Below are 23,514 nucleotides of genomic sequence, written 5' to 3'. Positions count from 1 at the left end.
AATTGCTCGACTATGGAACTGACGGAATCCATGAAAGGCGCGCTACCGCATCGTGGCTGTGAATGCTCTCGATGTTGCGCGTAACGATCTCATGGGGCACCTGGATTTCACGGCAACTGATCGTTAAGTCGCGGATCAGGTCCTCGACGAACTTCGGATTGTCGTACGCCGCCATAGTGATCGCACGTTCGTCAGGTCGCTTCACCACGGGGTAGACCGGACACGAGGAGGCACCGCGGATCAACTGCACCAGATCGGTTACCTGCAGCGGATACGGAGAGTCATTTGTTCCGAGTGTCGACAGCGACACTCGACTGCGTTGATTGTGCGCGCCGTAGTCGCTAATCGCCTTGCTGCATGGGCACAGCGTTGTAACGTCCGTGGTCAACGTTGTCGTCAGGTCAAACTTGCCATCGACCAACCGACCCTTCAAAGACATGTCGTGCACTTGGTACCCGGAGTTGTTGGTGGCTGGCGAGTCAACTCGCGTGGCAACTGGCATGAAGAGCGAGACACGAAGGTCGGCGATATCCAAGAGGGCTGCGACCGCCTTGAACGCGGTGTGCAACTCGTACGGATTCACCCTGCAGAGATGAGACTCGACGCCCTGAACCATGCGACTCATGTGCGTGCCGCGACGATCGCGGGGCAGGCCGACGGTCATCTCGATCTCTGCTATGCCGGACTGCTCAATTACGCCATCATCGAATGTCATTGGATACCGCAGGCCAGAGATGCCGACCTCATCAATAGCGATACCGCGGGTCTCCGGCGCACTCTGAACGTCAGGCAGCAGGTCCTTCATCTGCCGCTCGGTCCTCGATAGATACAGCCCGACGTACACGTCTCTCGCACTTGAACTGCAGACATCATGGGTAGTGACGATGTGAGTTCGTGCCAGATCCACGCGGCGAGGCGCTCGCTGGTCGGATTCTCCAGTCCGTCGATCTCATTGAGGTAGTAGTGGTCAAGTCGATCGATCACGGGCTTGCAGGCGTCCTTGATATTCCCGAAGTCGAGGACCCAACCTGATTGCTCCCCGACTGGCCCTTTGACGTGAACCTGGACCTGATAGGAATGCCCGTGCAGGCGCGAGCACTTGTGGTCACTGGGGACGTTCGGAAGACGATGCGCCGCTTCAAATTTGAACTCGTAGAAAATTTCCATCGTTTCGGTCATGGGATTCCTAGGAATTTGTGGGTTTGCAGGTTCAGTCGCCATTTCGGGCGCTTCAAGCAATATTCGACAGCGGCGGCCGTGTTCTCACGAATCACTGGACCGTCCATTGGCGACAGGCGGAAAAACCGAAAGTCGAGACTTTCGAACTGTGCTGGGTCACAACCTTCTTGCGGATATACCAACTTCAATTCGTCACCTGACGTAAGCACCAGTGGTGCGCCGATCTTCGGACTGACGCAGATCCAGTCGATACCGGGCGGCGCCGGTCGAGTGCCGTTCGTCTCGATCGCAACATAGAAACCCTCACTGTGAAGCGCATCGACAAGCGTTTTGTCGAGTTGAAGAAGTGGCTCGCCTCCCGTGCAGACAACCATCCGGTCCGCGTGTCCTGCTTCGGGCCACGTTCTTGCTACTGCCGCGACGAGGTCGTCAGCGGTCTTGAAATGACCTCCTCCCATCCCGTCGGTTCCAACGAAGTCGGTATCGCAGAACTGGCAGATGGCGCGACCGCGGTCCTTCTCCTTGCCAGTCCAAAGGTTGCAACTGGCGAACCTGCAGAACACCGCTGGCCGTCCCGTGTGGGTGCCCTCTCCTTGGAGGGTGTAGAAGATCTCCTTGACTGTGTATGGCATCAGGCCGCCTGATATACCAAGGGGTCAGTTAGACCGGCTTCTTCGAAGCCCTTCAAACGCAGCAGACATGAGTCGCAGCGCCCACAGGGTTGACCGCTCGTACTGGGGTCATAGCACGAGGACGTTAGTCCGTAATCGACTCCGAGAGAGGCCCCTGTGCGGACAATCTCGGCTTTGGTCAGCTGGATAAGCGGTGTGTGAATCTTCAGGCTACGGCCACCAACTCCCGCCTTCGTAGCGAGCTTCGCCATGTGCTGAAACGCCGCGATGTACTCGGGTCGGCAGTCCGGGTACCCCGAGTAGTCGAGTGCATTGACACCGATGAATATGTGCTGTGCGCCAACTGTTTCGGCAAATGCGAGGGCGAACGACAGGAAGATCGTGTTCCGCGCGGGCACGTACGTCGAGGGTATATCCGCGGATAGCTCAGCCACGGTGTTGTGCTTCGGCACGTCAATATCGGCGGTAAGCGCAGAACCACCGAAAACCCGCAGGTCGATGTCGGCGACTACATGACGAACCACACCGAGGGCGCCGGCGACGCGCCGAGCAGACTCAAGTTCGACCGCGTGGCGTTGCCCGTAGCGAAAAGACAACGCATATGGCGCGAAACCCTGATCCTTCGCGATGGCTAGCACCGTCGTCGAGTCCAGACCCCCACTGAGTAAAACTACTGCTGGATCGCCCATCGAAACCTCCGGCTATCTGTCGGGCTATGCGGTTATAGTAGCCAAAACTACACTCGGGTTCCGACACGTTTGAAGCGTAGTTTCTGCGACAGGGAGGAGGTGACGTGGGAAAACTAACCATCGTAGTCAACTGCACCGACCGTAAATCTGCTGCTCCAAGCGCTGACCTGCGTATTCAGGCGTTGCCCGCTGGAGACACGTCCACACGGTTCGCATCATGGCGTCGGCGTGTCGAAGGAGCAGACGACTCCTTCCGCCTCCTTGATCTATATCGAGGTGAGGCTTGGCTCCAGGCCAAAGCCCTCGCTGATGAGGCACGCCAACGCGGCGCAACGGTCAAGATGCTGGTCGCGTCGGCTGGGCTGGGCCTGAGAGATGTCACTCAGTTCGCCCCTTCGTACGCCGCAACGTTCGCTAGCGGCCATGCGGACTCAGTCATTCAAGATGTAAAGCGACTGCCTGACTGGTGGCAGCACCTTCGCGAGATGCCACAGACTGTCTCATTTTCGAAGTTGCAGCGAGGTCCCGCCCTGCTTGTGCTCTCCGAGAACTACGCGCGCGCCATGGACGATGACCTTGTTGAGATGGCGAAACGCGGCGGCAACTTCATGCTCGTAGGAGGGTGGCGAACTATCGATGGCTTTCCTCGTCTCCCTGCAGATCGAGATCTACGACACGCTCTGGGAGGAACAGTCTCGAGTCTTGGATTACGCATGGCTCGACGTTGGATGTCGCGCCGGTCAGGAGAGGAACTCTTCACAAACGCAGACCATGTCCGGTGGTCACGGTGGGCCCGGCGCGCACGCCGTTCGGAACTCTACGACCGCGCGCCCATGGGTGACGATGAGATCTCGAAGGTCATCCGCGAAATCGTCCACGACGACGGCGCCATGTCGGCGACCCGCGCCCTACGAATAGTTCGCGATCGCGGAATCGCCTGCGAACAGAAGCGATTTGGTGCGCTCTTCAGGCGTGAAGCGGGCTCCCGATGACAGCGAAGAAAGACAAGCTCATAGAACGGCGAGCGGTTCGAATCGAACAGAACTCGCATACACCTCTGTACCTATTCGCATTGGCAGCACATGAGATTCGTGAGGTTGCAGACGTTGCACGAATATCGCGAGACGAAGCAGGCAAGCTCATCGGCTACCAACGGCCAGAGCGGCGCAATCACGTAAAACAGATCCTTGAGTATTTGAACTCAGGCGACGTCCTTTTCCCGAACGGATTAATCCTGGCATTGCCAGACACAGTGAGGTTTCGCTCGAGCCGTGGGCCCGGAACTACGGACGATATCGGTACGACCGCGGGAACGATAGAGATTCCATTGCCCGCTGACGAGTCGCAACCCCGACCGGCGTGGATAGTCGACGGACAACAGCGCAGCCTTGCCTTGGCGCGAACCGCCAATAGCAATTTGGCAGTACCTGTAGCCGGATTCGTTGCTCCGACGCTTGAGATACAACGCGACCAGTTCTTGAGGGTCAACACTGTTGCGCCGCTTCCCTCGAATCTGGTTACCGAACTTCTGCCGGAGGTCATTTCGGCTCCGTCGCCGCGCCTTTCGCAGCGAAGGATGCCCTCAGCCCTCGTCGATATGCTCAATCGGGATCCAGAGTCGCCTTTCCACGGGTTGATCAAGCGGGCGTCGACTGAGGTCGAAGACCGACGTGCCGCGGTAGTGACGGACACAAGCCTCGTAGAGGCTCTCAAGGAATCGCTTGAATCTCCCTCTGGTGTGCTGTTCCCGTACCGCAATATGGCGACCGGAACGACGGACACAGATGGAATCCGACGCATTCTCCTGACTTACTGGCGTGCAGTGCGCGAGGTATTTCCCGATGCGTGGGGACGACCTCCGACGGAGTCAAAACTCATGGGAGGCGTCGGTATTCGTGCGATGAGCAGGCTGATGGACCGAGTGATGGTCCACGTTGATACTGCCTCGTCAAACGCCCAAGCAGAGACTCAGAAGGAGATCGCGCGTATCGCCGAGCGGTGTCATTGGACCGGCGGTGTATGGGAAGAGTTGGGCCTTCCCTGGGACGACGTGCAGAACGTGGCGAAGCATATTTCAGCTCTGTCGAACTTTCTGGCGCGTGCCTACGTCGATGCCCGAAAAGGTGGCGCATGAAGTTCTTTTTTCCGGACAGCCTCGACCAAGTTAGCCCCACATACGACTTTGTGCACGACGAGCATTCGCCTTTGCGCGTTCGGCAGCGAGACGACCGCTACGCCCACGAGGTCCTTACGGCACCGGCGTACGACGGAATTCTCGTATCAAAGGCAATCGTCGACGGATCCATAAAAGGCGTCGGCAAGTACTCCATGCCCCAAAGGCAGCGCCTCTACCGACTCGGAGTGCGGGGTTTCTATCGGCTCCCTTCGGATGTCGAAACCTTGGGAGATTGCGGCGCCTTCAACTACGTGAACGAACCGAAGCCCCCCTACACGGTTGATGAAGTGCTCGACTTCTACGAGCATTGCGGCTTTGACGCCGGGGTGAGCGTTGATCACATCATCCTCGGCTTCCGGCGAGACCTCAGTGACGCTCCCGACGATTGGAAGGAACGCCGGCGAATCTCACTAGCGCTGGCCGAGACGTTCAAGGCTGCGGCCGAGGCGCGGAACTCTTCGATGTCTTTGTTGGGCGCCGCACAGGGGTGGGATCCCAAGAGCTACGCAGACAGTGTTCGGCAACTGCAAGACATGGGTTACACCCGCATCGCGCTCGGAGGTATGGTCCCCCTCAAGACCACCGATATTTTGGCGTGTCTCTTGACCATCGAGCGAATCCGAACACCGAAGACACAATTGCACTTGCTGGGGATCACCAGACTCGAGGCGATGGCTGAGTTCGAATCTCTGGGTGTCGCAAGCTTCGACAGCACGTCGGTATTCCGCCAGTCATTCATGGACGATAGAGACAATTACCACACGACGTCGCGGACGTTCGCAGCGATCAAAGTTCCCCAGGTCGATGGCAACGTGTCGCTGAAAAGGGCGATTCTGGCTGGCCGCGTATCACAGCAGCACGCCATCGAAGCCGAACGAAACAGTCTGCAAGCGTTGCGCGCGTTCGACAAGGGCGAACTCACGGTCGACCAGACGCTCGACGAAGTAATCGCTTACGAAGAGGTAATTGGCGTCAAGAAGTCGTATCGAGACGCATACTCCGAGACCCTCAAAGCCGCGCCTTGGAAGTCTTGCCGTTGCGGACTGTGCGAAAGACACGGTATCGAGATGGCGATCTTCCGCGCAAGTGAACGCAATAAGCGGCGCGGCTTCCACAACTTGTCGGTTCTGGCCGAGAAGATGAAAACACTCCGCCCGGCCGATGAGCCCATCCTCGAAAGGACTGCCGGTGGCTGACAGATATGAAATCAAGGTGCCCGCCCTTGAGGTTCGGCAGGGCGAGCGGACGATCTATTGCTTCGCGGTGGACGGTAAACGGCTCCTGGAGTTCACCGCTGTATCTAGGGTTAGGCGTTCAGAGAAGGGGCGACTGGATGGCTACCAACGCCCCGAGGTGATGAACCACATTCGCGCAATCAGGCGATACATCGAGTCTCCAGAGGCGATGCTGCCTAATGCAGTCGTTCTTGCATTCGACTCGCGCGTGCGCTTCGTGCCAGCACGCCGAAAAAGCTCTGTCGAGTACTCGACGATGGGCGAGTTGATCATTCCGGTCGATGAGTCGCTGCCCGAATCGGAGAAACCAGCGCTGCTTGTAGATGGTCAGCAGCGCGCTGCCGCGATCCGCGACGCAGATGTTGCGGAGTTCCCGGTCGCTGCAGTTGCTTTCATTGCCTCGGGTGATGCAGAACAGCGCTCGCAATTCATCTTGGTGAACAACACAAAGCCGTTGCCGAAGGGCCTGATCCACGAACTCCTACCCGACGCGACCGGGCATTTGCCGCCCAAGTATGCAAGGCGCCAACTCCCGGCGCAGGTGATGACGCGCCTCAACCTCGACCCAGAGGGCCCGTTCCTCGGCGCCATCGCCACACCGACGTCGCCCGAAGGCCGCATCAAGGACAACAGCGTCCTGAAGATGATCGAGAACAGCTTGTACGACGGTGCGCTGTATCAGTACCGCGATCCGAGCGATGGTTCGGGCGATGTTGACCAGATGGTTCTCCACCTCACGGCGTTTTGGAAGCTCGTCGAGTGCATGTGGCCCATCGAATGGAAACTGATTCCTCGAAAGTCTCGGCTAACCCACGGTGTCGGTATTCAGTCAATGGGCTACGTCATGGACGCCCTTACGGAAGCGCACAGCGTCGACGATCTACCGAAGGTTGATCTAGGCAGCCGACTAGAGCCCATTTACGAAATCGCAGCGTGGACCGAAGGTACTTGGGACCTCGGGCCAGAGGACCAAAGACGTTGGAACAGTTTGCAAAACACCCCGAATGACATCAAATTGCTCACGAATACCCTCCTGAGGAAACTTGATAAGCGTCGTTGACAGCCGACAACCAACCTGCCGTTGCTTGAGAGACGGGCCGCGGAAGTCTCTGCGCGTCGGACATGTAGTTGACTTGCTCAATGTTCGGACGCCAAGATGAGCGCACCAGATAGAGAGAAGCACGCTAGCGACAACGCGGCGCTATCGACAGCCGACCTGCTCGAACTCAACCGCGATCTCCAGGGCTCCCGCGCCATCCGCCTACTCGCCACCATCAACCTCAGCCTGTACGCGACGTTGATGGAGCGTCACCTCAGCGACGGCCAACTTCCCGAGACCGAACTCGTCGTCCGCCTCGAGCGCGACCTCGACGACCTCGACGACCTCCAGTCCGGCCTGGCCCTCATCAAGTCCTGGGCCGCCCAAGGCTGGCTCCACCGCATCGTCGACGAACGCCACAACCAGAACGTCTGCTACCTCACCCAAGACGCCCGCCGCGCCCTCGACTTCCTCCGCGGCATGCGCCGCCAGGACACCATCGCAACCGGCGGCTCCATCACCGGCATCGCCTCGCGTCTGAAGCAGGTCGCCGTCAAAGTCGACAACGACCCCGCCCGCATCCGCAAACACATCGAAGCCGAAATCGCCACCCTTCATGAGGAACTCGACCAACTCGACGCCGGCCAACGCCCCCAACCCGACGTCACCGACTGCTACGACGAAGCCCGCGCCATCGCCCTGCAGATGGAACGCCTCATCACCGACATCGGCCAGTACGGCACCATGATCGAGCAGGCCACCGCCGCCCTCGACGAACCCATCGACTCCAACACCGAATACCGCGACCGCCAGAACCAGATGTACGAGGATTACCAGGCCGCCTGGGACTCCCAGGGCCGCGACTCCCACCGCGCGTTCCTGCGCATGATCAACGACCCCGACCAACGCGCCGAGTTCGAATCCGACGTCGCCGCCGTCGCCGAAGCCCTGCCCGCCCTCGACCCCGCCCTGCGCAAGGTCATGGCCGGCTTCTTCGAACTCGTCGGCCACCAGATCGACGAAGTCGAACGCATCCAGCAGCGCTGTGCCCAGCGCGTCAAACGCTTCACCGCCTTCGGCACCATGGAACAGAGCCGCGGCGTCGCCCGTCAACTCAACGACGCCATCGGTGCCGCCCGCGCTCTCCTCAAGACCAGCTTCACCGACTCCCGCCTCGACATCGACGTCCCCCTTGCCCGTCACGCCATCAGTTCCGTTGGCGCCCTTGGCTTCAAGATCGGCGACCTCTCTAACCCGCAGCCCGCAAAGGCCGCCGAGGGCGACGTCGACCTCACCAGCTTCGCCGCCCTCACCACCCAGGTCGACGCCCCCGCCATGTCCGACATGCTCAACCACGCCCTCCGCGACGGGCCCGTCGAGCTCCCCGACGCCGTCGCTATGCTCGACACCGCCTACCTCGGCCACGTCATCGTCCTCTGGTCCTGGGCGCTCACCCAGCCCAACCCGCCAGAAATCGAGTCCACCACCGTCCGCTTCCGCTCACTCGACGGCCGGGACCGCGAAATCGCCGTCCCCCGCCTGACATTCACCGAACCCATCACGACCCTCGCTGGAGCCGCCACGTGACCACAGAAGCCGATATCGACTTCTCCTCACTCCCCCAGGTCGACCAACAGACCCGCACTCCCGGCCAACGTCGTCCGCGCTTCGACGGCGACGTCTCCGAACTGCCCGACCGCGCCTGCTGGGCCCTGCAGCACCTGCTCACCCGCCGCTACATCAGCGCCGAAGCCGACGCCGACGTCTACAGCTGGGTCCTCGAATACCGCAAGGACCTGTCCGTCCGCCTGTCCGAACTCGACCTGCTCCTGCGCATCGTCGACGGCACCGAGGTCGCCTTCGTCGAACAGGCCCGCTACGAATCCGCCAGGGGCATCAAGCTTCTGCGCCGCGAACCGCTCGGCACCTACGACTCCATCCTCGCCCTGCACCTCTGCCAAATGTCGCGCGCCTCCGGCGGCCAGGCCGTCGTCATCAGCCGCGACGAGATGCACGGCCTGTTCTCCGGCGTCCTCAACGACACCGACCGCGACGCCGTCACCTTCGCCGCCCGCATCGACGGCGCCATCGCCCGCCTCACCAGCCTGGAGATCCTGCGCAAGACCCGCGACGACGAGGACAGCTACACCATCTCCCCCGTCATCACCGCCATCATGACCGCCTCGGTCATCACCGAACTGCAGCAGCAGTTCGAACAGCTACTCAACGGCGGCACCCCCGCCGACGCCGAGGAAGAAGTCGAACTTGACTGAACAGTTCCACCTGTCCCGGCTGCAGGTCATCAACTGGGGCGTCTTCGACGGCTACCACTCGATCCCGTTCAGCTCCGGCGGCGCCCTGATCGCCGGCGCCTCCGGCAGCGGTAAATCCTCACTCCTGGATGCGATTTCGCTCGGCTTCCTGCCGTTTAACCGCCGCAATTTCAACGCCTCCGGCGACAACACGGCCGCCGGGTCCAGCGCCGGCCGCCGCACCGTGGACAAGTACGTCCGCGGCGCCTGGGGCCAGCGCAGCGACGGCGGCACCAGCCGCGTCATGTACCTGCGCGGCGACGGCACCGCCTGGTCGGCCGTCGCCGTCACCTACGCCAGCGACTCTGGCCGCACCGTCACCGGTCTCGTCCTCAAATGGCTCACCGGCGAATCCCGCAACGACTCCTCCAGCCGCTTCGTCCTCGGCGACGGCGACCTCGACATCGAAGACGTCTGCAACCGCTGGGCGTCCGGTCGCTTCGACGCCAAGGTCTTCACCGACCAGTGGCGCTTCTCCACCAAGGTCGAATCCCAGTACCTCGCCCAGCTGTACGCCACCATCGGAATCCGCGCCTCCGACGCCGCCCAACAACTCCTCGGCAAGGCCAAGTCACTGAAAAGCGTTGGTGGGCTGGAGCAATTCGTCCGCGAGTTTATGCTCGACGAACCCGACAGTCTCGCCCGCCTCCCCGAAGCGCTCAAACAGATCGACCCCCTCGTCGAAGCCCGCGAACTGCTGGCCGTCGCGCAGAAGAAGCGCAAGATCCTCGGCGACATCGAGCAGATCCATCTGCGCTACGCCTCTGAGTCGTCGGACCTCGGCATCATCGACCTCGTCGACGCGCCCATGGTCCGCGCCTTCACCGACCACGTCCGCCTCGCCCAAAGCCCCACCCAGATCACCACGCTCGACGGCACCATCGCCCAGCTCGAGAACGAGTACGAGGACGTCACCCGTAGCCTGAATCTCGCCAAGGCCGAAGCGGATTCGCTCAACGCCCAGATCAGCGGCTCCAGCGCGAACATCGCCCCGCTGCAGTCCCAGGTGACCGCGGCCGAGACCGAATCCGAGCAGATCGAGCGTCGCCGCGCCGCCTACGACGACCTGCTCGCCGCCCAAGACATCGACTCCCCCGACACCGCCGACGAGTTCTGGAACCTGCGCGAGGAACTGCTCACCCAGGCCACCGACCTGCTCGCCAAGGTCGAACGCAACCGCGAGGCCTCTACCGACGCCGAGTACGCGCAGAAATCCGCCCGCATCGCCCGCGACGCCGCCGCCAAGGAACTCAAGCGCGTCGAGCACGTCGGTTCCGCACTCCCCGAGTTCGCCATCGCGATGCGCGACCACATCTGCGCCACACTCAAGCTCGATGCCGCCGATCTCCCCTACATCGCCGAACTGCTCGACCTCAAACCCGACCAAACCCGCTGGCGCACCGCCGTCGAAAAAGTGCTCCGCGGCGCAGGCCTGCGGCTGCTCGTGCCCGACCAGCACTGGGAGAAGGTGCTGCGGTTCGTCAACGAGACCGACATGCGCGGCCGCCTGCAGTTGCACCACGTGCGCGCCAAGTTTCTCGGCGCCGAACCCATCGAGCCCGAGCCGAATACGTTGGCGGGCAAGCTGTTCGCCGTCGACCCGAAGCATCCGTGCGCGGCCGAGGCCGTCGACGTCATCGCCAACGCCGGCGACCACATCTGCGTCGACACCCCCGACGTCTTCGCCCGCTTCCGCCGCGCGGTCACCGACACCGGGCTGTACAAGGACTCCGACCGGCTCGCCATCAAGGACGACCGCGGCGCGGTCAGGCAGTCCGAGTATCTGTACCAGGGCGACGTCACCGCGAAGATCAACGCACTGACGCTCGAACTCGCTGCGGCCGAGGAGACGTACCAGAAGGCGCGCCGCAAGGCCGACGACATCGCCGCCCAGCGCCAGGAGTGGCGCGACCGCGCGGCGGCGTGCAAGGCGATCTGCGAGCAGTACCCGCAGTGGAGCCAGATCGACACCGAGACCGCCGACGGTCACGCCGACCGGCTGCGCGAACAGTACGAACTGCTGCTCGCCGAGAATCCCGACCTCGATGCGCTGAACGCCCGCGCCGACGAATGTTGGTCGCAGATCCAGAAGTTCATGACACGCCGCGGCGCGATCCAGACCCGCCGCGACAGCCTCGATCACCGGCGCACCCAGCTGATGGATCTGCAAGAGCGGCTGTCGCCGGCGTTCGTGAGTGAGCCGCTGACCGAGCTGCTGCACCGCTACGCCGCCGCCCTGCCGGTCAATCTCGAGCTGCTCGACCCTGAACCACACCGCGACGCGCTGTTCACGTCGATCAAGAAGGAACGCGAGCAGCTGCGCGAGAGCCGGCGCCGCTCCTACGACGAACTGGCCCGCATCCTCAACACGTTCGACACGTCGTTCCCCGACGCGATCCCCAACGACAGCGAGGATTTCGACGAGCGCGTGCACGACTACGTCGCGCTGTGCAAGCACATCGACGAGCGTGAGCTGCCCGAGGCGTATGAGCGGATGATGCGTCTGGTCACCGAGCAGGCGCCGGACGCGATCCTCACGCTGCACCGCGTCGCCGAGCAAGAGACGCGGCGCATTGCCGAGCAGATCGACCGGGTCAACACGGGACTGGGCGCGGTTGAGTTCAACCGCGGTACTCGGCTCACATTGCGCGCGACGCCGCGGCTGCTGCCCGCGGTCGCGGAGCTCACCGAAATCGTGCGGTCGATCTCGCGGCGTATCGCGGAGGTGGGGCTGGGCGACAAGCAGGCGATCCTCGACCAGTACGCCGACATCCTGCGACTGCGCAACCGGCTGGCGTCCACGGCGCCGGAGGACAAGGCGTGGACGCGCGACGCGCTCGATGTGCGCAACCGGTTCACGTTCGACTGCGCGGAGTGGGCGGACGACGAGTTGATCCGCACGCACAGCAACGCGGGTGACAACTCCGGTGGCGAGCAGGAGAAGCTGATGGCGTTCTGCCTCGCGGGCGCACTGAGCTTCAACCTGGCCAGCCCCGAAAGTGCCGACAACACACCGGTGTTCGCACAGCTGATGCTCGACGAGGCGTTCTCGAAGTCCGATCCGCAGTTCGCGCAGCAAGCACTGTCGGCGTTCCGCAAGTTCGGCTTCCAACTGGTGATCGTGGCGACCGTGCAGAACGCCACGACGATCCAGCCCTACATCGACAGCGTGGTGATGGTGTCGAAGACCGAAGCCACCGGACGCAACGTCCGACCCGTCGCGACGGTCGCCACGCGAACCATCTCGGAGTTCACGAGCCTGAGCAAAGAAATGCGCAAGACTGCAAACAAGCGACTGCTGGCCGGAGCGCAAGGCGGACGATTGCCGTCGGGACGGAAGTAGCCGTCTCGCAGCAGGTGGTGGCCGTGCGTATCAGGTGCACGCACTGTTTGAGGCCGTGGTTGAACTCCGTGACAGGCCCGACTGGCGAGCCAAGATCTTCATTCGGGGATTTGGGCGTGGAGGCCGCCGCGCGGGATCCGGTAGGCTTCAGCACTCGATTTGCGTTGTCGTTGCTGGTCGGATGGTGGCGACCGGGCGCAATATTTGGCCCTGCGCCTATCAACTATCTCCGTTTCCCGAGTCCAGGCGCACCGCCTCGCACAACTCTGATCGGTGGAGGCTGACGTGAGCGCTTCTTTTTTGACGGCTGAGTGACCCGAGGTGAGAGTCGGACTGGCCTTCCGGGCGAACTGGACTTCCTCTCCTTCGCGGAACGCCTGGCGTTCTGTAGATTGCGTAGCTGATCGCGCTGGTTGTCTGCGTGCGCTTGCAATCTCTCTAAACGGGCGCGCATGCTCTCAAGAGCAGCAACGGCATCCTCGGCCTGAGAGCGCCACCAAACGGATTCGTACTTGGGCAGTAGAGCCTGGCACGCACGACAGACCGCACGAGGTCTGGCTATTTCACCTAAGGTGATCGGATCTTCGTAACCGTGCCCGCACAGGGCTTGGTCCGATCGCTCACCCAAGTAGTCCCAGTGATGCGCCGCTGAAGAAGGCTTATCCCGTACGTAATAATAATGCGGCGGTTCCATACCAGCAAATAGTATCGGCCCCGATCAAGCCTCACTCCACCTTCGATCGCAGCGCCTATTACCAGTGCGTCAAATTATTCCTCGGCTATTGAGATGAATACTTGCGATCGACAGCACATATGCCATGGGCCACCGGTGGATTGATGGTTGATCGATTTGACCTCGAACGATTCGTGATCTCACTGAACAACGACGGAAGTTGGCTTGAGGTAGTTGTCTCATCGATCGGACAGCCCCGACACTTCACGCCACCAAACAAGGCTCGCATATTCTCCGCGACGACTAGCGGCAGCGGCGACTTGTGCTACTTACCCGTCTGAGTAACGATCACGTCCGGCGTCAGGCGCAATGACCGCGCGTTCACGCTCTCCAAATATTGTGGTCAATCGCCAACAGTCAGCAGAGTGTCGAAGCCGCCGGACTCCGCGAACGCCGGCAATGCAACAGCAAGGCCGACGAGTCGTATAGCTGGTACTTCATTGCATGCTCCGGCGAATAATCCGTTCAGGTCAACGCTGTTCGGCGTCTACAGGCATTCGCCGACATGGACCATGAAGCACTTATCACATTGCTGCCCTTGCCTTTCTGGTCGCTGCTGCTGGTCGTTGGCTCCGAGGCGGACATCGCCGAGTGGCGTCATCCTGACGTTTGGGCCGATCGCCCGCAGTTGGGTCAGGCGAGTAATGATGTGCTGATGCAGCGCTGGAGTACGCGGGTAGTTAAGTAACTCGCGGTAAAGGTTGGCCTGTTCCTCTGCCCACGTTGGTGCAGTGACGAGTTCGTCGCTTAGCGTGAGGCTCACGAGCTTGCGGACAGAAGTGATGCTGTCGACGCGTATCGATTCCCGAGCAGCATGGGCCTCCTGCGCCATCTCGGCGTCGGTGAGTCCGCGCCTCATTCCAATTAGGACCTTGGCGAAGCGCGTGCGTGGATGGCTAACAAGAATCTGCTCGATCTCAACCATCAACGGGTTTCGGTTTGACAACTGCCCCCCTTGCGCCGTTCGGCGTATGGCTTCTTTTAAGTTGTGAGAAGACGACACGAGCGTGTGTAGTCGTACTTGCGGTGGTAGTTACCAAGTTTCGCAGGACATCAGGTCGCTTTGCACCACTACGCCACGCGGATCCTGTGGAACAAATCCCGCGCTTCAGGAGTCACGGTCCATGATTTGCCCACGCACCTCGCCAGACCGAGACGTTTGAGCTCCTGCAACCTCTCGCCAGCAGCCTCGGGAACGATACGAAGCCTGTCGGCTATGACATCTCGCTTCATCGGATCACGGTGCTGGATGAGGGTATTAAGCGTGTTGTATAGCGGGCGCTCGATGACGGGCTTAGCGTGGTCCTTCATCTCGGACGCCCACGTAAACGATTTCTGCGCGACCTGGCGAGGCCTTGGTCTCCGCCTACTGCTACTGCGACCCCGAACGGCCGCCGCCCGCGGGCCGGTGCTCGGCTCTGGTACGTACGCGCCGCATTGCAGACAGATGTCGTTAACGTCCGTCGTGGGATGGATGCAGTCGACCTCCTCCAGCCTGGCGCCACGCTTACCCAGGGGGTTCGGCCGACGGCGACGTCGCGGCTTCGGTTGCTCTACTTCACTCTTAGGCTGCTTCTTTAGGGCGGCAGCGTACTCAGCCAGTTCCTGCGGCGTCAGCTCCACAACCTGTCCATCGGCCAGCTTGATCGTGGCCATCACCCACCCCTCTCGCTCTAGCGGTCTGCCATCAGCTGCAGACGCACCAGGTCCTCCACTCCACCTTGCGGCATTCCCCCACAGGCTCATGCAGGAAACGGCCATTTCCGTACATCAACCGGACTTGAGACTGATCTCCCGGCCACACCTGTTTCAACAGCGAGTGGTACGGGCTTTGCCTCGAATCAAGAAGCAACTGGGTTCAATGTCGTGCAGAACGCCACGACGATCCAGCCCTACGTCGACAGTGTGTTGATGCTGTCGGAGACCAAGGCCACCGGTCGTATGCTCGGTCTGTCGCGACAGTCGCCACCCGGACCATCTTGGAGTTCACCTCGTTGGGTCGGAAGATGCGCAAGCGGACCGCGTGTCAGCCGGGCAGTTGGTCGAGCCATTCCGTGTTCCCGTCGACAGGCACACCATTGATCACGACGGTCGGGACGCCGGGCTCCGGAAACTTGCGAAGCAATGCGAGGTTATTGGCCGCAATTGGGCGGGCGTCGAAACCGATCGGCAGGCCGAGCCTGATCAGATCTTGCGCGGGCGGCGAAGCGCCGACACGGTTGGCCAACTCGGCAAGCTGATTGTTGTCGAGATCCGTCGCTCCACCTTCCTCCGGCTGCTGCTCTGCCGAGAAAATCTGCTGGACGAACCGCCACGCAATGTCGCTTGACCGCGACTGATCCGCCACCACGAACGCCGCATAAATCGCTCGAATGTCGTACGTCTTGCTCGCCGAGTACCTATCGAGGAAATCCACGAATCGAAGGTTCACGCGAAGCCGGCCGTCCTCGATGCGCCGACCGATTTCGTCGCCCTGCTCCTGCACCATCTGCCCGCTGTACGGGCACATCGGATCCACGTAGAGATCGACCACTCCGAGTGCGTGCGGGTCGCCGATCGCGATGACATCACCCGCCGGTGCCGCAACGGCCGCGTGAGCAATCCCTGTGGTCGGTCCGCTCATCAGTAGTGCCGCAAGCACGCCAAGGACCGCCGCAAAGGCACGCACCGTCCAGTTCACCCGTCGTCTATCCATGGGTTCCATCATTAACCGCTCTCAACTTGTCTTCACCACCGCATCGGGCCTCCCATCCGGCGGCAAATGCTCGCGGCTCTTCGCCGCTGGTTTTCCACGGGTCCGTCGTGGGCATCCCGGCGGGCATGAACAAGCTGACCCGGCTCCGGCGCGCAGAACAACGGATCGTCAAGGTCCAGCGGCGCATCTGGCTCGCTCAGGCCTTGGCGTGGCCGACGGTGATCGCGGCCGGGGCGACATCGGTGGGCGTATGGGTGTGGTTCCTCCGCCGAGACTCGGCAGGTAATCGCCATGAGATGCCCGACCTGCCGGGCGCCCATGTGGACGGCACCGTGCACGTCGAACCAGACGGTCAGCTCACTCGCACTTCTGCCGCGAGCGACGCCCAGGACCCGCTCAACGCTCGCCGCTGATTCGTCCACCCGGGGTGCGACAGGCACACGGCGCTCGCAGGCAGCCACTGCCACGCGCGACTAGACCACGCGCCGCGGTCAGTCCGCGGTTGAAGATTCCGGCCGCCCGCTCAGGCTTGGGAACCCGCCGGACCCCACCGCCCGCGACGAGCTAGCAGCGATGAAGTACTACTGACGTGGCGGGCAGCTGAGCACCGCGGCCACGCCGAGATGATCGCTCGGCCACACCCCGTGACGCGGCTGATCGCACACCAGCCGGGCGTCCAGAACACGACCGGCGCCGTCGGCGGTGTGAGCTCCCACGAAGATGTAGTCGATTCGCCGATCGGGGTCCTGCTCTTCGGCGGCGAACGTGTTGGCGTTGCTCCACGTATAGCCGAACTGATCGGGGTGGACGAGCTCGAACGCATCCCAGAGGTGAAAACTTCTGCCGTCGAGGGCATGCAGACCTTTGAGGAAGCGCACTTCTGTCGATGTCGGTTCGGCGTTGAAATCGCCGCAGACGACGGGAGGAAAGTCGCCCGAAGGCTGGCTCACGAACTCGGCGATCTGCTGTACCTGTCGCTCACGGACGAATCCGTCGTCGAATCGATACGACAGGTGCGTCGAGGAGAACGAAACTGCCCGTCCGCAGGCATCGACTTGCGCTGTCACGATGCATCGCGCTACGTCGTCGCCCGATCCCTCCTGTAAACGTTGAGACGACGACCCGGAGATCGGAAACCGGCTCAGCACGGCGTTGCCGAATTCGGCGCCCGAGTATTCACCGGCTGCGCCGAAGGCGGCAGCCATGCCCGTCCTCTCGGCGATCCACGACGCCTGACAAAGCCCGTCGAACCGGACCACCTCTTGCAAGGCAAGAAGGTCGGGCGCTACCTCGTTGATCCACTCCACGACAGCGTCTCGCCGCTCATCCCATCGATAAACGTTCCAGATGTTCAGCGTCATTACAGTCAATTGCGCTGTCATTGGAGAATGATCGCACCACCCACGTAGCAGAACTTCCCGACGCTGCAGCTCGTCGATCACATCCTGATGGCCCGCACTGACGAGGAAATTGCCGCCGCTGCGGCGTTTGGGCAGCCCATCTCGGGTGAACCCCCGAAGTGCGTGATTGCAGCCCAAGAAAGGAAACCTCATGGCACTCGACGATGACGACATGACGACAGCAGGCGGCGGCGGCGGCGAAGGTACGGCTGACGGCGGCTCCAACCCCGAAGGCCACGACGGCGGCGCCGACGGAACCGCGGACGACGAAAAGGGCGGCGAGGGCACTGCCGACGGCGGCTCCAACCCCGAGGGTCACGACGGCGGTGCCGACGGAACCGCCTGAGGCGACCATGCTGAGCCGGTGCGTTGCCACCGATACCGGTGCATTCGCCGCCGACTACTGGGGTCGCAAACCCCTGCTCAGCCGCGCCACCGCGCTACCCCGCGACTTCAGCGATCTCCTCTCACCCACCGCGGTCGACGAGCTGATCGCTGAGCGCGGGGTGCGCGCGCCCTTCATCCGGATGGCCAAGACCGGCGACGTCCTGGCCCGCAGCTGCTACACCGGACCGGCCGGCTTCGGCGCCGAGATGCCCGACCAGGTCGACTCGGCCAAGGTGCTCGCCGAATTCGCCGCCGGCGCGACCATCGTCCTCCAAGGCCTGCACCGCCTGTGGCCCCCGCTCATCGACTTCGTGCGCGGCCTCACCGACGACCTCGGCTACCCCGCGCAGGCCAACGCCTACATCACCCCGCCCAACGCCCAGGGATTCGAGCACCACTACGACGTCCACGACGTCTTCGTCCTGCAAGCCGCCGGCGAAAAGCGCTGGACGGTGCACGAACCCGTGCACCAACACCCGCTGGACTCGCAGCCGTGGACCGAGCACCGCGATGCGATCGCCGCGCGCGTCCGCGAAACCCCGACCATCGACACCGTCCTGAAACCGGGCGACGCGCTGTATCTACCCCGCGGCTGGGTGCACTCCGCGCGATCCCTGGACACCACGTCCATCCACATGACAATCGGCGTCTCTGCGCTGACATACCTCGACGTGGTACGCGCGGTCGTCGACTCGCTCACCGCCGACGAGGAGTTCCGGAAATCCCTCCCCATGGGCATCGACGCCACCGACCGCAGCGAAATGGCCTCGACCACAACCAAAGTCATGGCGCAGCTCACCGACGCCCTACGGGATCGCGCCGCCGACCTCAGCGATAAGGCAGCCGCCCAGTTGTCGGATCGTCACGCCGAGCGAACCCGGCCCGTCGCGGTCCGGCCCCTTGCCACGCTCACAGCCATGGACGCCGCCGACGCACTACGAGTGCGATGGCGCCACGGACTGATCGGCACGCTGAAACCCCTCGGCGAAAAGGTTCGCCTGCGGCTACCGGATCGGACTATCACCTTTCCCAACTCGTGCACCCCCGCGCTCGAGGCGCTGCAACACGGACTCGTCGCGGACGCAGAGACACTGCCGGGCCTCGACCACGCCGACTCAACGGTGCTCATCCGCCGCCTATTACGCGAGGCCGTCGTCGTCGAGGACGGTACAACCTAAGGATGAGTCCCAAGCGCACACCGTGCAGCGACCAATCGCTGGCGCGCAAAGACCCCATCTACGGGACGGCAGGTGCAGGAAAGGCCTGGGCGATGCTCGAATTGTCCGGCGGCTGGGGGCCATCGGCATTCCTCGACTCTCCCGGCCTCGTCGAGCGCGAACTCGGCCGCAGCATCTGCCGCCGCATCGAAGCCGAGCGCCTTCGGGTCACCGCGATCCGCCGACCTGGACGCCGGGATGAGGCGCCGCGCTTTCGATGGTTCATCGCGCATTGCGAGGAGGGCAGTGAGGCGCTCTACGCCGGCGAGGTCGACGACGTTCGCGGATACCTGGACATCGCTTTGGACGGCTCGGACGGGGAGCCTGTAGACGGCCCACTCGTCGCGATCTGCGCGCACGGCAAGCACGACCAGTGCTGCGCCGTGCGCGGACGGAGCGCCGCGTCAGCCATCGCGGCCGAATACCCCGAATTCACTTGGGAGTGTTCGCACTTGGGTGGTGATCGGTTCGCCGCCACCATGCTGATCCTGCCCGAGGGCCTGTGCTACGGCCGTGTCGACTCGACCGACTCCGCCGGCCTGGTGACCAAATACCTCGACGGTCGACTCGACCACACATACCTGCGCGGACGCACGAGCCTGCCCCACCCGGTGCAAGCCGCACAATATTTCGTGCGCGAGTCCCTGGGCGAGGACCGCATCCACGCCCTGTCGCCACTGAAGGTTGAACACACGGAGCACCAAATCCGTGTCGAACTCCGGACCGACGAGGGCTCCGTGAAAGTCGTTCTCGCGGAGAAGATGTCGGAGCCGCTACAGACCATGTGCCGCGCCTCGGTCTTGGGTGCGGTGCGCACGTTCGAATTAGTGTCCATCTCGTCGGACTGAGGAGACTGTCTTATGGCGGACATCATCGAGTTGGTCTACGCCGACCACGACTGGTTTCGTCGTCAATTCTTCCTACTCGACGACGCGAAGTCCGACGCCGAGCTCGCCGCGATCTGGGATGCCCTCGGCGACCGCCTCGATGTCCACGCCGAAGCCGAGGAGGCCGTGTTCTACCCGGCGCTACTCAAACACGGCGGCAGCGAGGACCGCGGCAATCCCGAGGGTGACCCGGAGGACGAAACCGAGGACGCCATCACCGACCACAACGCGATCCGCGACGCGATTCGTCGCTCACGCCAACACAAGCCGGGTACCGAGGAATGGTTCGACGCCGTTTTCGAAGCTCGCAAGCAGAACGGCGAACACCTCGACGAGGAAGAACGCGAGGCGATGCCGGACTTCATCAAGAGCGCCTCGCTGGACCTGCGGCACGAGTTGGCGCTGAAGTGGCTGCGGTTCTATGCCGATCGCGAGACGACGATCAACGTCGACAACCGCGACAAGGACGCCGACGACTACATCGCCAAGCACTCCTGAGAGCAGTCGAAAAGTCCTCGACGGGGTGCCCGACGGGGACATGATTCATGTGTGCACAGGGTCTGGATACTGCTCCCGGTCGTTGGGGTCTTGGGTGCCATCGCGTTCGGGCTGCTGGCCGCCTTGAGCGATGACTACAAGGCCTACGGCGAGGTGCCCATCCCCGGCTCCGAACGTCTGCACCTGCCCGAGGGCGACGTGATGATCAGCTTCCACGCCAACATGCCGGACGTGCAAGACGACGAAAAGCAAATGCCGCTCCCCCAAGACCTCGAACTGGTCATCACTGCACCGGGCGGAGCCCCGCAACCCACCGTGAGCGAAGATCTCGGGGCAACCTTCGCCGGCGACAACGATGCGCACCGCCAGGTGAAAGCGGCCCACATCTTCGTTGCCGGCGACTACACCATCACCACGAACGGGACGGACAATCCGTCCGTGAGTCCGCGCCTGTCGTTTGGCCACGGCAATCACTACAAATTGCTGCTCTGGATCTTCTTGGGCCTGGCGTTCTTCGGTGGGGCAATCAGTACCCGGGCGATGAAGCGCCAATCGCGCACTGCACCCGACGCCGGCGAACGACCCGACGTATCGGTCGCCGCCGGACGACCCGACGTATCGGCCGCCGAGCTACTCGAGTCGGGTCAGCGGGTCCGCGGAGTTCTGAAGTCGTTCCGCGACACCGGAGCAACCATGCGCAGCCAAGGCCTCACGCCGAGCCGACCGGAGTTCCTCGACTACCCCTACTACGCGTTGAAAGTGGAGCTTCGGTTGCCCGACCGGCGTCCGGTGACAGGCCGCATCCAACAACCGGTACCGCCCGCCGAAGTGCCCAATCTGGTTGTCGGCAGGGAACTCAACTGTGCTGTGGACCCTGCCGACCCTAAACAACGGTTCGTCGTTGACTTCAGCACGTCGCCCTCCTGAGTGATCAGCCGTCGTCGTCCATCGCGGAGCGCAGGAACGGCAGCACCCAACCCGAAATCGGCCATACCGCCGCCAGCGCGAACGCGCACACCGCGCCGACGATCCCGGCGATCGCGCGGTGCTTGCGGCGACTCTCGTCGGCGAACGCGCCGCTGCGCAGCAGCAGGAACGTCGTCGTCAACCAGCCCGCCAGATACAGGGCACCGAGCGCATATCTCATATGTCACCGTTGTACGCCCCGCGGGGGATTTACGTCGTTTCCACCCGGTCCTGCACGTGCGCGCGCAACCGCGCACCGAGCTCGGCCAGCGCAAAGTCCGCCTCGACCCGCACACCCGTGTGCAAGTGGATGTCGTGCCACAGCCCATCGAGCTGCTGATGCTCGACATCGACCGCCGCGCCGCCGACCAGCAGCGGATCCTCGCCCGCGCTCTGCACCACAATCGGCGGCAGACCCGCGAAGTTTCCGCCTACGAGCGCCAGATCCACCCTCGGGCGGATCAAACCCAATGCCGCCGGCAGCGCGATTCCTCTGTCCCGCAACGTCATCGCCAGCGCCAGCGCCAGCCCGCCGCCCGCAGAATCACCCGCAATCACCGTCGTTCGAGGGTCCATCCCGGCCGTCAAAAGCGCCGTGTACACCTCGACCATCTCCTCGAGCGCCACCGCCTCCGACACCATCGAGTAGTCCGGCATCACGGCCGCCATCCACGCCGCCTCGGCCAGCCTGCCGACGACACCCCGATAGCCGTGCGCACTGCCCAGCCCGTACGCCCCACCATGCAGGTAGATCAGCGTTGCGTTGGCGCCGACGCTCACTGTCCGCTCCACCGGCACCCCGCCGATGACCTCTCGCTGCCACTGCAGACCGTCGACGGGTCGCGTCAACGCGGTGAGGGCGCGCACCGAGATCCGGTGCGAAGTTAGTGGCGGGCGACACTCCCTCAGTGCCGCCCGCACGATCTCATGACGAATCCTCCGCATGTGTTCCGTCATGCATAGAGAATGTCTGTCGGCACGCCCCCGGGTCTTGACACGAGACGACAAGTTTTTACCATTTCCCGACAAGGGAGGGATGATGGGCAACCTGATCCGGGCCACGGCGATGTGGGGCTATCCCGGCCTCGTACGCGAGCTCGGGGCAGACCCGGCAGTATTTCTGGACCGCTTCGGCATCCCGTCGGGCACCGAGCGCCAGGAGGACGCGTTCATCCCTTTCGCGTCGTTCATCCAGATACTCGAAGCCACCGCCAAGGAGCTGAATTGCCCCGACTTCGGGTTGCGCCTCTCGGGCCGCCAAGGCCTGCACATCATCGGGCCCATTGCGGTGATCGCGCGCAGCGCGTCGACGGTGCTCAGCGGCATCGAAGCCGTCGAACGCTTCCTCTACATCCATACCCCCGCGCTGACGCTGGCCGCCCGGCCACGCGACGATGGCGGCGTCGAGTTCATGTTCGAAATGGCCGAGCCGGGCGTTCCTTACATCCAGGGATACGAGCTGAGCATGGGCATCGCCGCGCAGATCGTCCGCATGCTCGGCGGGCCGTCAGCGCGTCTGGACGCCGTCTCGTTTCCGCACCCTCAGCAGGGCAACGACGCCGCCTACCGTGACGCACTGGGCTGCCCGGTGCACTTCGGGCAGCCGTGTTCCTTCGAGCTGTCGGCGGAGCTGGCCGCCCGTCGCAACGAGAACGCCGATCCGCAGACACATCGCATCGCCACCGAATACCTCGAGGCGACATACCTTCCGGTCAGCTCGACATTGTCCGACCGGGTGGCCGAGCTGGCGCGTCGACTGTTACCCACCGGGCAGTGCACCGCGGAAGCGATCGCCCGCGAGCTCGCCATGCATCCGCGGACGCTGCAACGGCGGCTGGGAGACGAGGGCACCCGTTGCCAAGACATCATCGACCGCGAGCGCCGAGCGCAGGCCACACGCTACTTCGCGGAGCCGGACCTGCATCTGTCACAAATCGCCGGGCTGCTCGGGTATGCCGAACAGAGCGCGTTGAACCGGTCGTGCCGACGCTGGTTCGGCAGGACACCGAGGCAGTGCCGGTCGGGAGTGTTGGTATAGGAGCGACCGCCGTCCGAGATGTGACGTTTGAATTCGAAATAGTTTGATCGTCCGACAGCGAGGGCACAGACTTCAGGGGCCCTGCTGC

23 protein-coding genes are annotated in these 23,514 nt (G+C 62.9%); 13 read left to right on the top strand and 10 right to left on the bottom strand.

The genetic code is table 11. The features are described 5' to 3' along the window. Positions 1 to 10: 10 nt before the first annotated feature. From ACIA48_RS16630 to queC, 4 genes are read right to left on the bottom strand one after another with little or no spacing between them, the layout of a single operon-like run. Positions 11 to 805 (bottom strand): GTP cyclohydrolase, FolE2/MptA family, encoded by a 795-nt coding sequence (locus ACIA48_RS16630; protein WP_396733502.1) that lies wholly within the window; start codon positions 803 to 805, stop codon positions 11 to 13. After that, positions 802 to 1,167, bottom strand: coding sequence for a 6-carboxytetrahydropterin synthase QueD (gene queD, locus ACIA48_RS16625; RefSeq protein WP_396735028.1), 366 nt, complete (start codon positions 1,165 to 1,167; stop codon positions 802 to 804). Before queD ends, ACIA48_RS16630 begins: the two co-directional genes overlap by 4 nt. A gap of 8 nt (positions 1,168 to 1,175) precedes the next feature. Beyond that, positions 1,176 to 1,811, bottom strand: coding sequence for a 7-carboxy-7-deazaguanine synthase (queE, locus tag ACIA48_RS16620; protein ID WP_396733499.1), 636 nt, complete (start codon positions 1,809 to 1,811; stop codon positions 1,176 to 1,178). Continuing rightward, complete coding sequence (queC, locus tag ACIA48_RS16615) at positions 1,811 to 2,500, bottom strand: 7-cyano-7-deazaguanine synthase QueC (protein WP_396733496.1); 690 nt, start codon at positions 2,498 to 2,500, stop codon at positions 1,811 to 1,813. The genes queE and queC overlap by 1 nt, the downstream gene beginning before the upstream one ends. Before the next feature lie 988 nt (positions 2,501 to 3,488). Here queC and dbpB (ACIA48_RS16610) point away from each other — a divergent pair. The 6 genes from dbpB (ACIA48_RS16610) (at position 3,489) to ACIA48_RS16585 (ending at position 12,605) form a co-directional block, all read left to right on the top strand. Then, entirely contained in the window at positions 3,489 to 4,634 is a 1,146-nt protein-coding gene (gene dbpB / locus ACIA48_RS16610; protein WP_396733494.1) for a DGQHR domain-containing protein DpdB, read from the top strand. Then, a complete protein-coding gene (gene dpdA / locus ACIA48_RS16605; RefSeq protein WP_396733492.1) occupies positions 4,520 to 5,872 on the top strand; it encodes a tRNA-guanine transglycosylase DpdA in 1,353 nt (450 codons plus the stop codon). The genes dbpB (ACIA48_RS16610) and dpdA overlap by 115 nt, the downstream gene beginning before the upstream one ends. Then, positions 5,865 to 6,971 (top strand): DGQHR domain-containing protein DpdB, encoded by a 1,107-nt coding sequence (gene dbpB, locus ACIA48_RS16600; protein ID WP_396733489.1) that lies wholly within the window; start codon positions 5,865 to 5,867, stop codon positions 6,969 to 6,971. Before dpdA ends, dbpB (ACIA48_RS16600) begins: the two co-directional genes overlap by 8 nt. A 96-nt stretch (positions 6,972 to 7,067) precedes the next feature. Continuing rightward, a complete protein-coding gene (locus tag ACIA48_RS16595) occupies positions 7,068 to 8,537 on the top strand; it encodes a DUF3375 domain-containing protein (protein WP_396733486.1) in 1,470 nt (489 codons plus the stop codon). Beyond that, positions 8,534 to 9,223 (top strand): DUF4194 domain-containing protein, encoded by a 690-nt coding sequence (locus tag ACIA48_RS16590; protein WP_396733484.1) that lies wholly within the window; start codon positions 8,534 to 8,536, stop codon positions 9,221 to 9,223. Before ACIA48_RS16595 ends, ACIA48_RS16590 begins: the two co-directional genes overlap by 4 nt. Then, the gene (locus tag ACIA48_RS16585) at positions 9,216 to 12,605 is read left to right on the top strand and encodes an ATP-binding protein (RefSeq protein WP_396733482.1); all 3,390 of its coding nucleotides are present in this window, start codon (positions 9,216 to 9,218) and stop codon (positions 12,603 to 12,605) included. The genes ACIA48_RS16590 and ACIA48_RS16585 overlap by 8 nt, the downstream gene beginning before the upstream one ends. A gap of 1,220 nt (positions 12,606 to 13,825) precedes the next feature. Here ACIA48_RS16585 and ACIA48_RS16580 read toward each other — a convergent pair. The 3 genes from ACIA48_RS16580 to ACIA48_RS16570 form a co-directional block, all read right to left on the bottom strand. Continuing rightward, positions 13,826 to 14,263, bottom strand: a complete 438-nt coding sequence (locus ACIA48_RS16580) for a hypothetical protein (protein WP_396733480.1) — start codon at positions 14,261 to 14,263, stop codon at positions 13,826 to 13,828. Positions 14,264 to 14,409: 146 nt separating this feature from the next. Next, positions 14,410 to 14,994 (bottom strand): hypothetical protein, encoded by a 585-nt coding sequence (locus ACIA48_RS16575; protein WP_396733478.1) that lies wholly within the window; start codon positions 14,992 to 14,994, stop codon positions 14,410 to 14,412. A gap of 370 nt (positions 14,995 to 15,364) precedes the next feature. Then, a complete protein-coding gene (locus tag ACIA48_RS16570; RefSeq protein ID WP_396733475.1) occupies positions 15,365 to 16,033 on the bottom strand; it encodes a DsbA family protein in 669 nt (222 codons plus the stop codon). A 107-nt stretch (positions 16,034 to 16,140) separates the two neighbouring features. Between ACIA48_RS16570 and ACIA48_RS16565 the strand changes: the two genes are divergently transcribed. Then, on the top strand, positions 16,141 to 16,446 hold the full coding sequence (locus ACIA48_RS16565) for a hypothetical protein (protein WP_396733472.1): 306 nt from the start codon (positions 16,141 to 16,143) through the stop codon (positions 16,444 to 16,446). 168 nt (positions 16,447 to 16,614) lie between these two features. Here the strand turns inward: ACIA48_RS16565 and ACIA48_RS16560 are convergent, their stop codons facing one another. Then, complete coding sequence (locus tag ACIA48_RS16560) at positions 16,615 to 17,586, bottom strand: endonuclease/exonuclease/phosphatase family protein (protein ID WP_396733469.1); 972 nt, start codon at positions 17,584 to 17,586, stop codon at positions 16,615 to 16,617. Between ACIA48_RS16560 and ACIA48_RS16555 the strand changes: the two genes are divergently transcribed. The 5 genes from ACIA48_RS16555 to ACIA48_RS16535 are packed head-to-tail and all read left to right on the top strand — an operon-like array spanning position 17,585 to position 21,349. Continuing rightward, positions 17,585 to 17,779 carry a hypothetical protein gene (locus ACIA48_RS16555; RefSeq protein WP_396733466.1) on the top strand — a complete coding sequence of 65 codons (195 nt, stop codon included), beginning with the start codon at positions 17,585 to 17,587 and terminating at the stop codon, positions 17,777 to 17,779. The genes ACIA48_RS16560 and ACIA48_RS16555 overlap by 2 nt on opposite strands. A gap of 7 nt (positions 17,780 to 17,786) precedes the next feature. After that, positions 17,787 to 18,998 (top strand): cupin domain-containing protein, encoded by a 1,212-nt coding sequence (locus ACIA48_RS16550; protein WP_396735025.1) that lies wholly within the window; start codon positions 17,787 to 17,789, stop codon positions 18,996 to 18,998. Positions 18,999 to 19,000: 2 nt separating this feature from the next. Continuing rightward, on the top strand, positions 19,001 to 19,885 hold the full coding sequence (locus ACIA48_RS16545; protein WP_396733463.1) for a sucrase ferredoxin: 885 nt from the start codon (positions 19,001 to 19,003) through the stop codon (positions 19,883 to 19,885). A gap of 12 nt (positions 19,886 to 19,897) precedes the next feature. Further along, the gene (locus tag ACIA48_RS16540; RefSeq protein ID WP_396733460.1) at positions 19,898 to 20,422 is read left to right on the top strand and encodes a hemerythrin domain-containing protein; all 525 of its coding nucleotides are present in this window, start codon (positions 19,898 to 19,900) and stop codon (positions 20,420 to 20,422) included. 51 nt (positions 20,423 to 20,473) lie between these two features. Continuing rightward, the gene (locus ACIA48_RS16535; protein WP_396733457.1) at positions 20,474 to 21,349 is read left to right on the top strand and encodes a hypothetical protein; all 876 of its coding nucleotides are present in this window, start codon (positions 20,474 to 20,476) and stop codon (positions 21,347 to 21,349) included. 4 nt (positions 21,350 to 21,353) lie between these two features. Here the strand turns inward: ACIA48_RS16535 and ACIA48_RS16530 are convergent, their stop codons facing one another. Together ACIA48_RS16530 and ACIA48_RS16525 are read right to left on the bottom strand one after the other, a co-directional pair. Further along, a complete protein-coding gene (locus tag ACIA48_RS16530) occupies positions 21,354 to 21,569 on the bottom strand; it encodes a hypothetical protein (RefSeq protein ID WP_396733454.1) in 216 nt (71 codons plus the stop codon). Positions 21,570 to 21,598: 29 nt separating this feature from the next. After that, positions 21,599 to 22,345, bottom strand: coding sequence for an alpha/beta hydrolase (locus ACIA48_RS16525; RefSeq protein WP_396733452.1), 747 nt, complete (start codon positions 22,343 to 22,345; stop codon positions 21,599 to 21,601). A gap of 82 nt (positions 22,346 to 22,427) precedes the next feature. Here ACIA48_RS16525 and ACIA48_RS16520 point away from each other — a divergent pair, with 82 nt between their 5' ends. Further along, positions 22,428 to 23,426 (top strand): AraC family transcriptional regulator, encoded by a 999-nt coding sequence (locus ACIA48_RS16520; RefSeq protein WP_396733450.1) that lies wholly within the window; start codon positions 22,428 to 22,430, stop codon positions 23,424 to 23,426. The last annotated feature ends 88 nt before the right edge of the window (positions 23,427 to 23,514 follow it).

Origin of the sequence: Mycobacterium sp. NPDC051804 (assembly GCF_044452905.1) — a bacterium.
In the GTDB taxonomy this organism is placed as follows: domain Bacteria; phylum Actinomycetota; class Actinomycetes; order Mycobacteriales; family Mycobacteriaceae; genus Mycobacterium.
This window is presented reverse-complemented; position numbering and strand designations above follow the sequence as displayed.

Bases quoted from the DNA above. Each gene is read 5' to 3' on its own strand.
- ACIA48_RS16630 (WP_396733502.1), bottom strand. From the start codon at position 805: ATGAAGGACCTGCTGCCTGACGTTCAGAGTGCGCCGGAGACCCGCGGT.
- queD (WP_396735028.1), bottom strand. From the start codon at position 1,167: ATGGAAATTTTCTACGAGTTCAAATTTGAAGCGGCGCATCGTCTTCCG.
- queE (WP_396733499.1), bottom strand. From the start codon at position 1,811: ATGCCATACACAGTCAAGGAGATCTTCTACACCCTCCAAGGAGAGGGC.
- queC (WP_396733496.1), bottom strand. From the start codon at position 2,500: ATGGGCGATCCAGCAGTAGTTTTACTCAGTGGGGGTCTGGACTCGACG.
- dbpB (WP_396733494.1), top strand. From the start codon at position 3,489: ATGACAGCGAAGAAAGACAAGCTCATAGAACGGCGAGCGGTTCGAATC.
- dpdA (WP_396733492.1), top strand. From the start codon at position 4,520: ATGGGAAGAGTTGGGCCTTCCCTGGGACGACGTGCAGAACGTGGCGAA.
- ACIA48_RS16595 (WP_396733486.1), top strand. From the start codon at position 7,068: ATGAGCGCACCAGATAGAGAGAAGCACGCTAGCGACAACGCGGCGCTA.
- ACIA48_RS16580 (WP_396733480.1), bottom strand. From the start codon at position 14,263: ATGGTTGAGATCGAGCAGATTCTTGTTAGCCATCCACGCACGCGCTTC.
- ACIA48_RS16575 (WP_396733478.1), bottom strand. From the start codon at position 14,994: ATGGCCACGATCAAGCTGGCCGATGGACAGGTTGTGGAGCTGACGCCG.
- ACIA48_RS16570 (WP_396733475.1), bottom strand. From the start codon at position 16,033: ATGGATAGACGACGGGTGAACTGGACGGTGCGTGCCTTTGCGGCGGTC.
- ACIA48_RS16555 (WP_396733466.1), top strand. From the start codon at position 17,585: ATGGCACTCGACGATGACGACATGACGACAGCAGGCGGCGGCGGCGGC.
- ACIA48_RS16560 (WP_396733469.1), bottom strand. From the start codon at position 17,586: ATGAGGTTTCCTTTCTTGGGCTGCAATCACGCACTTCGGGGGTTCACC.
- ACIA48_RS16550 (WP_396735025.1), top strand. From the start codon at position 17,787: ATGCTGAGCCGGTGCGTTGCCACCGATACCGGTGCATTCGCCGCCGAC.
- ACIA48_RS16545 (WP_396733463.1), top strand. From the start codon at position 19,001: ATGAGTCCCAAGCGCACACCGTGCAGCGACCAATCGCTGGCGCGCAAA.
- ACIA48_RS16540 (WP_396733460.1), top strand. From the start codon at position 19,898: ATGGCGGACATCATCGAGTTGGTCTACGCCGACCACGACTGGTTTCGT.
- ACIA48_RS16530 (WP_396733454.1), bottom strand. From the start codon at position 21,569: ATGAGATATGCGCTCGGTGCCCTGTATCTGGCGGGCTGGTTGACGACG.
- ACIA48_RS16525 (WP_396733452.1), bottom strand. From the start codon at position 22,345: ATGACGGAACACATGCGGAGGATTCGTCATGAGATCGTGCGGGCGGCA.
- ACIA48_RS16520 (WP_396733450.1), top strand. From the start codon at position 22,428: ATGGGCAACCTGATCCGGGCCACGGCGATGTGGGGCTATCCCGGCCTC.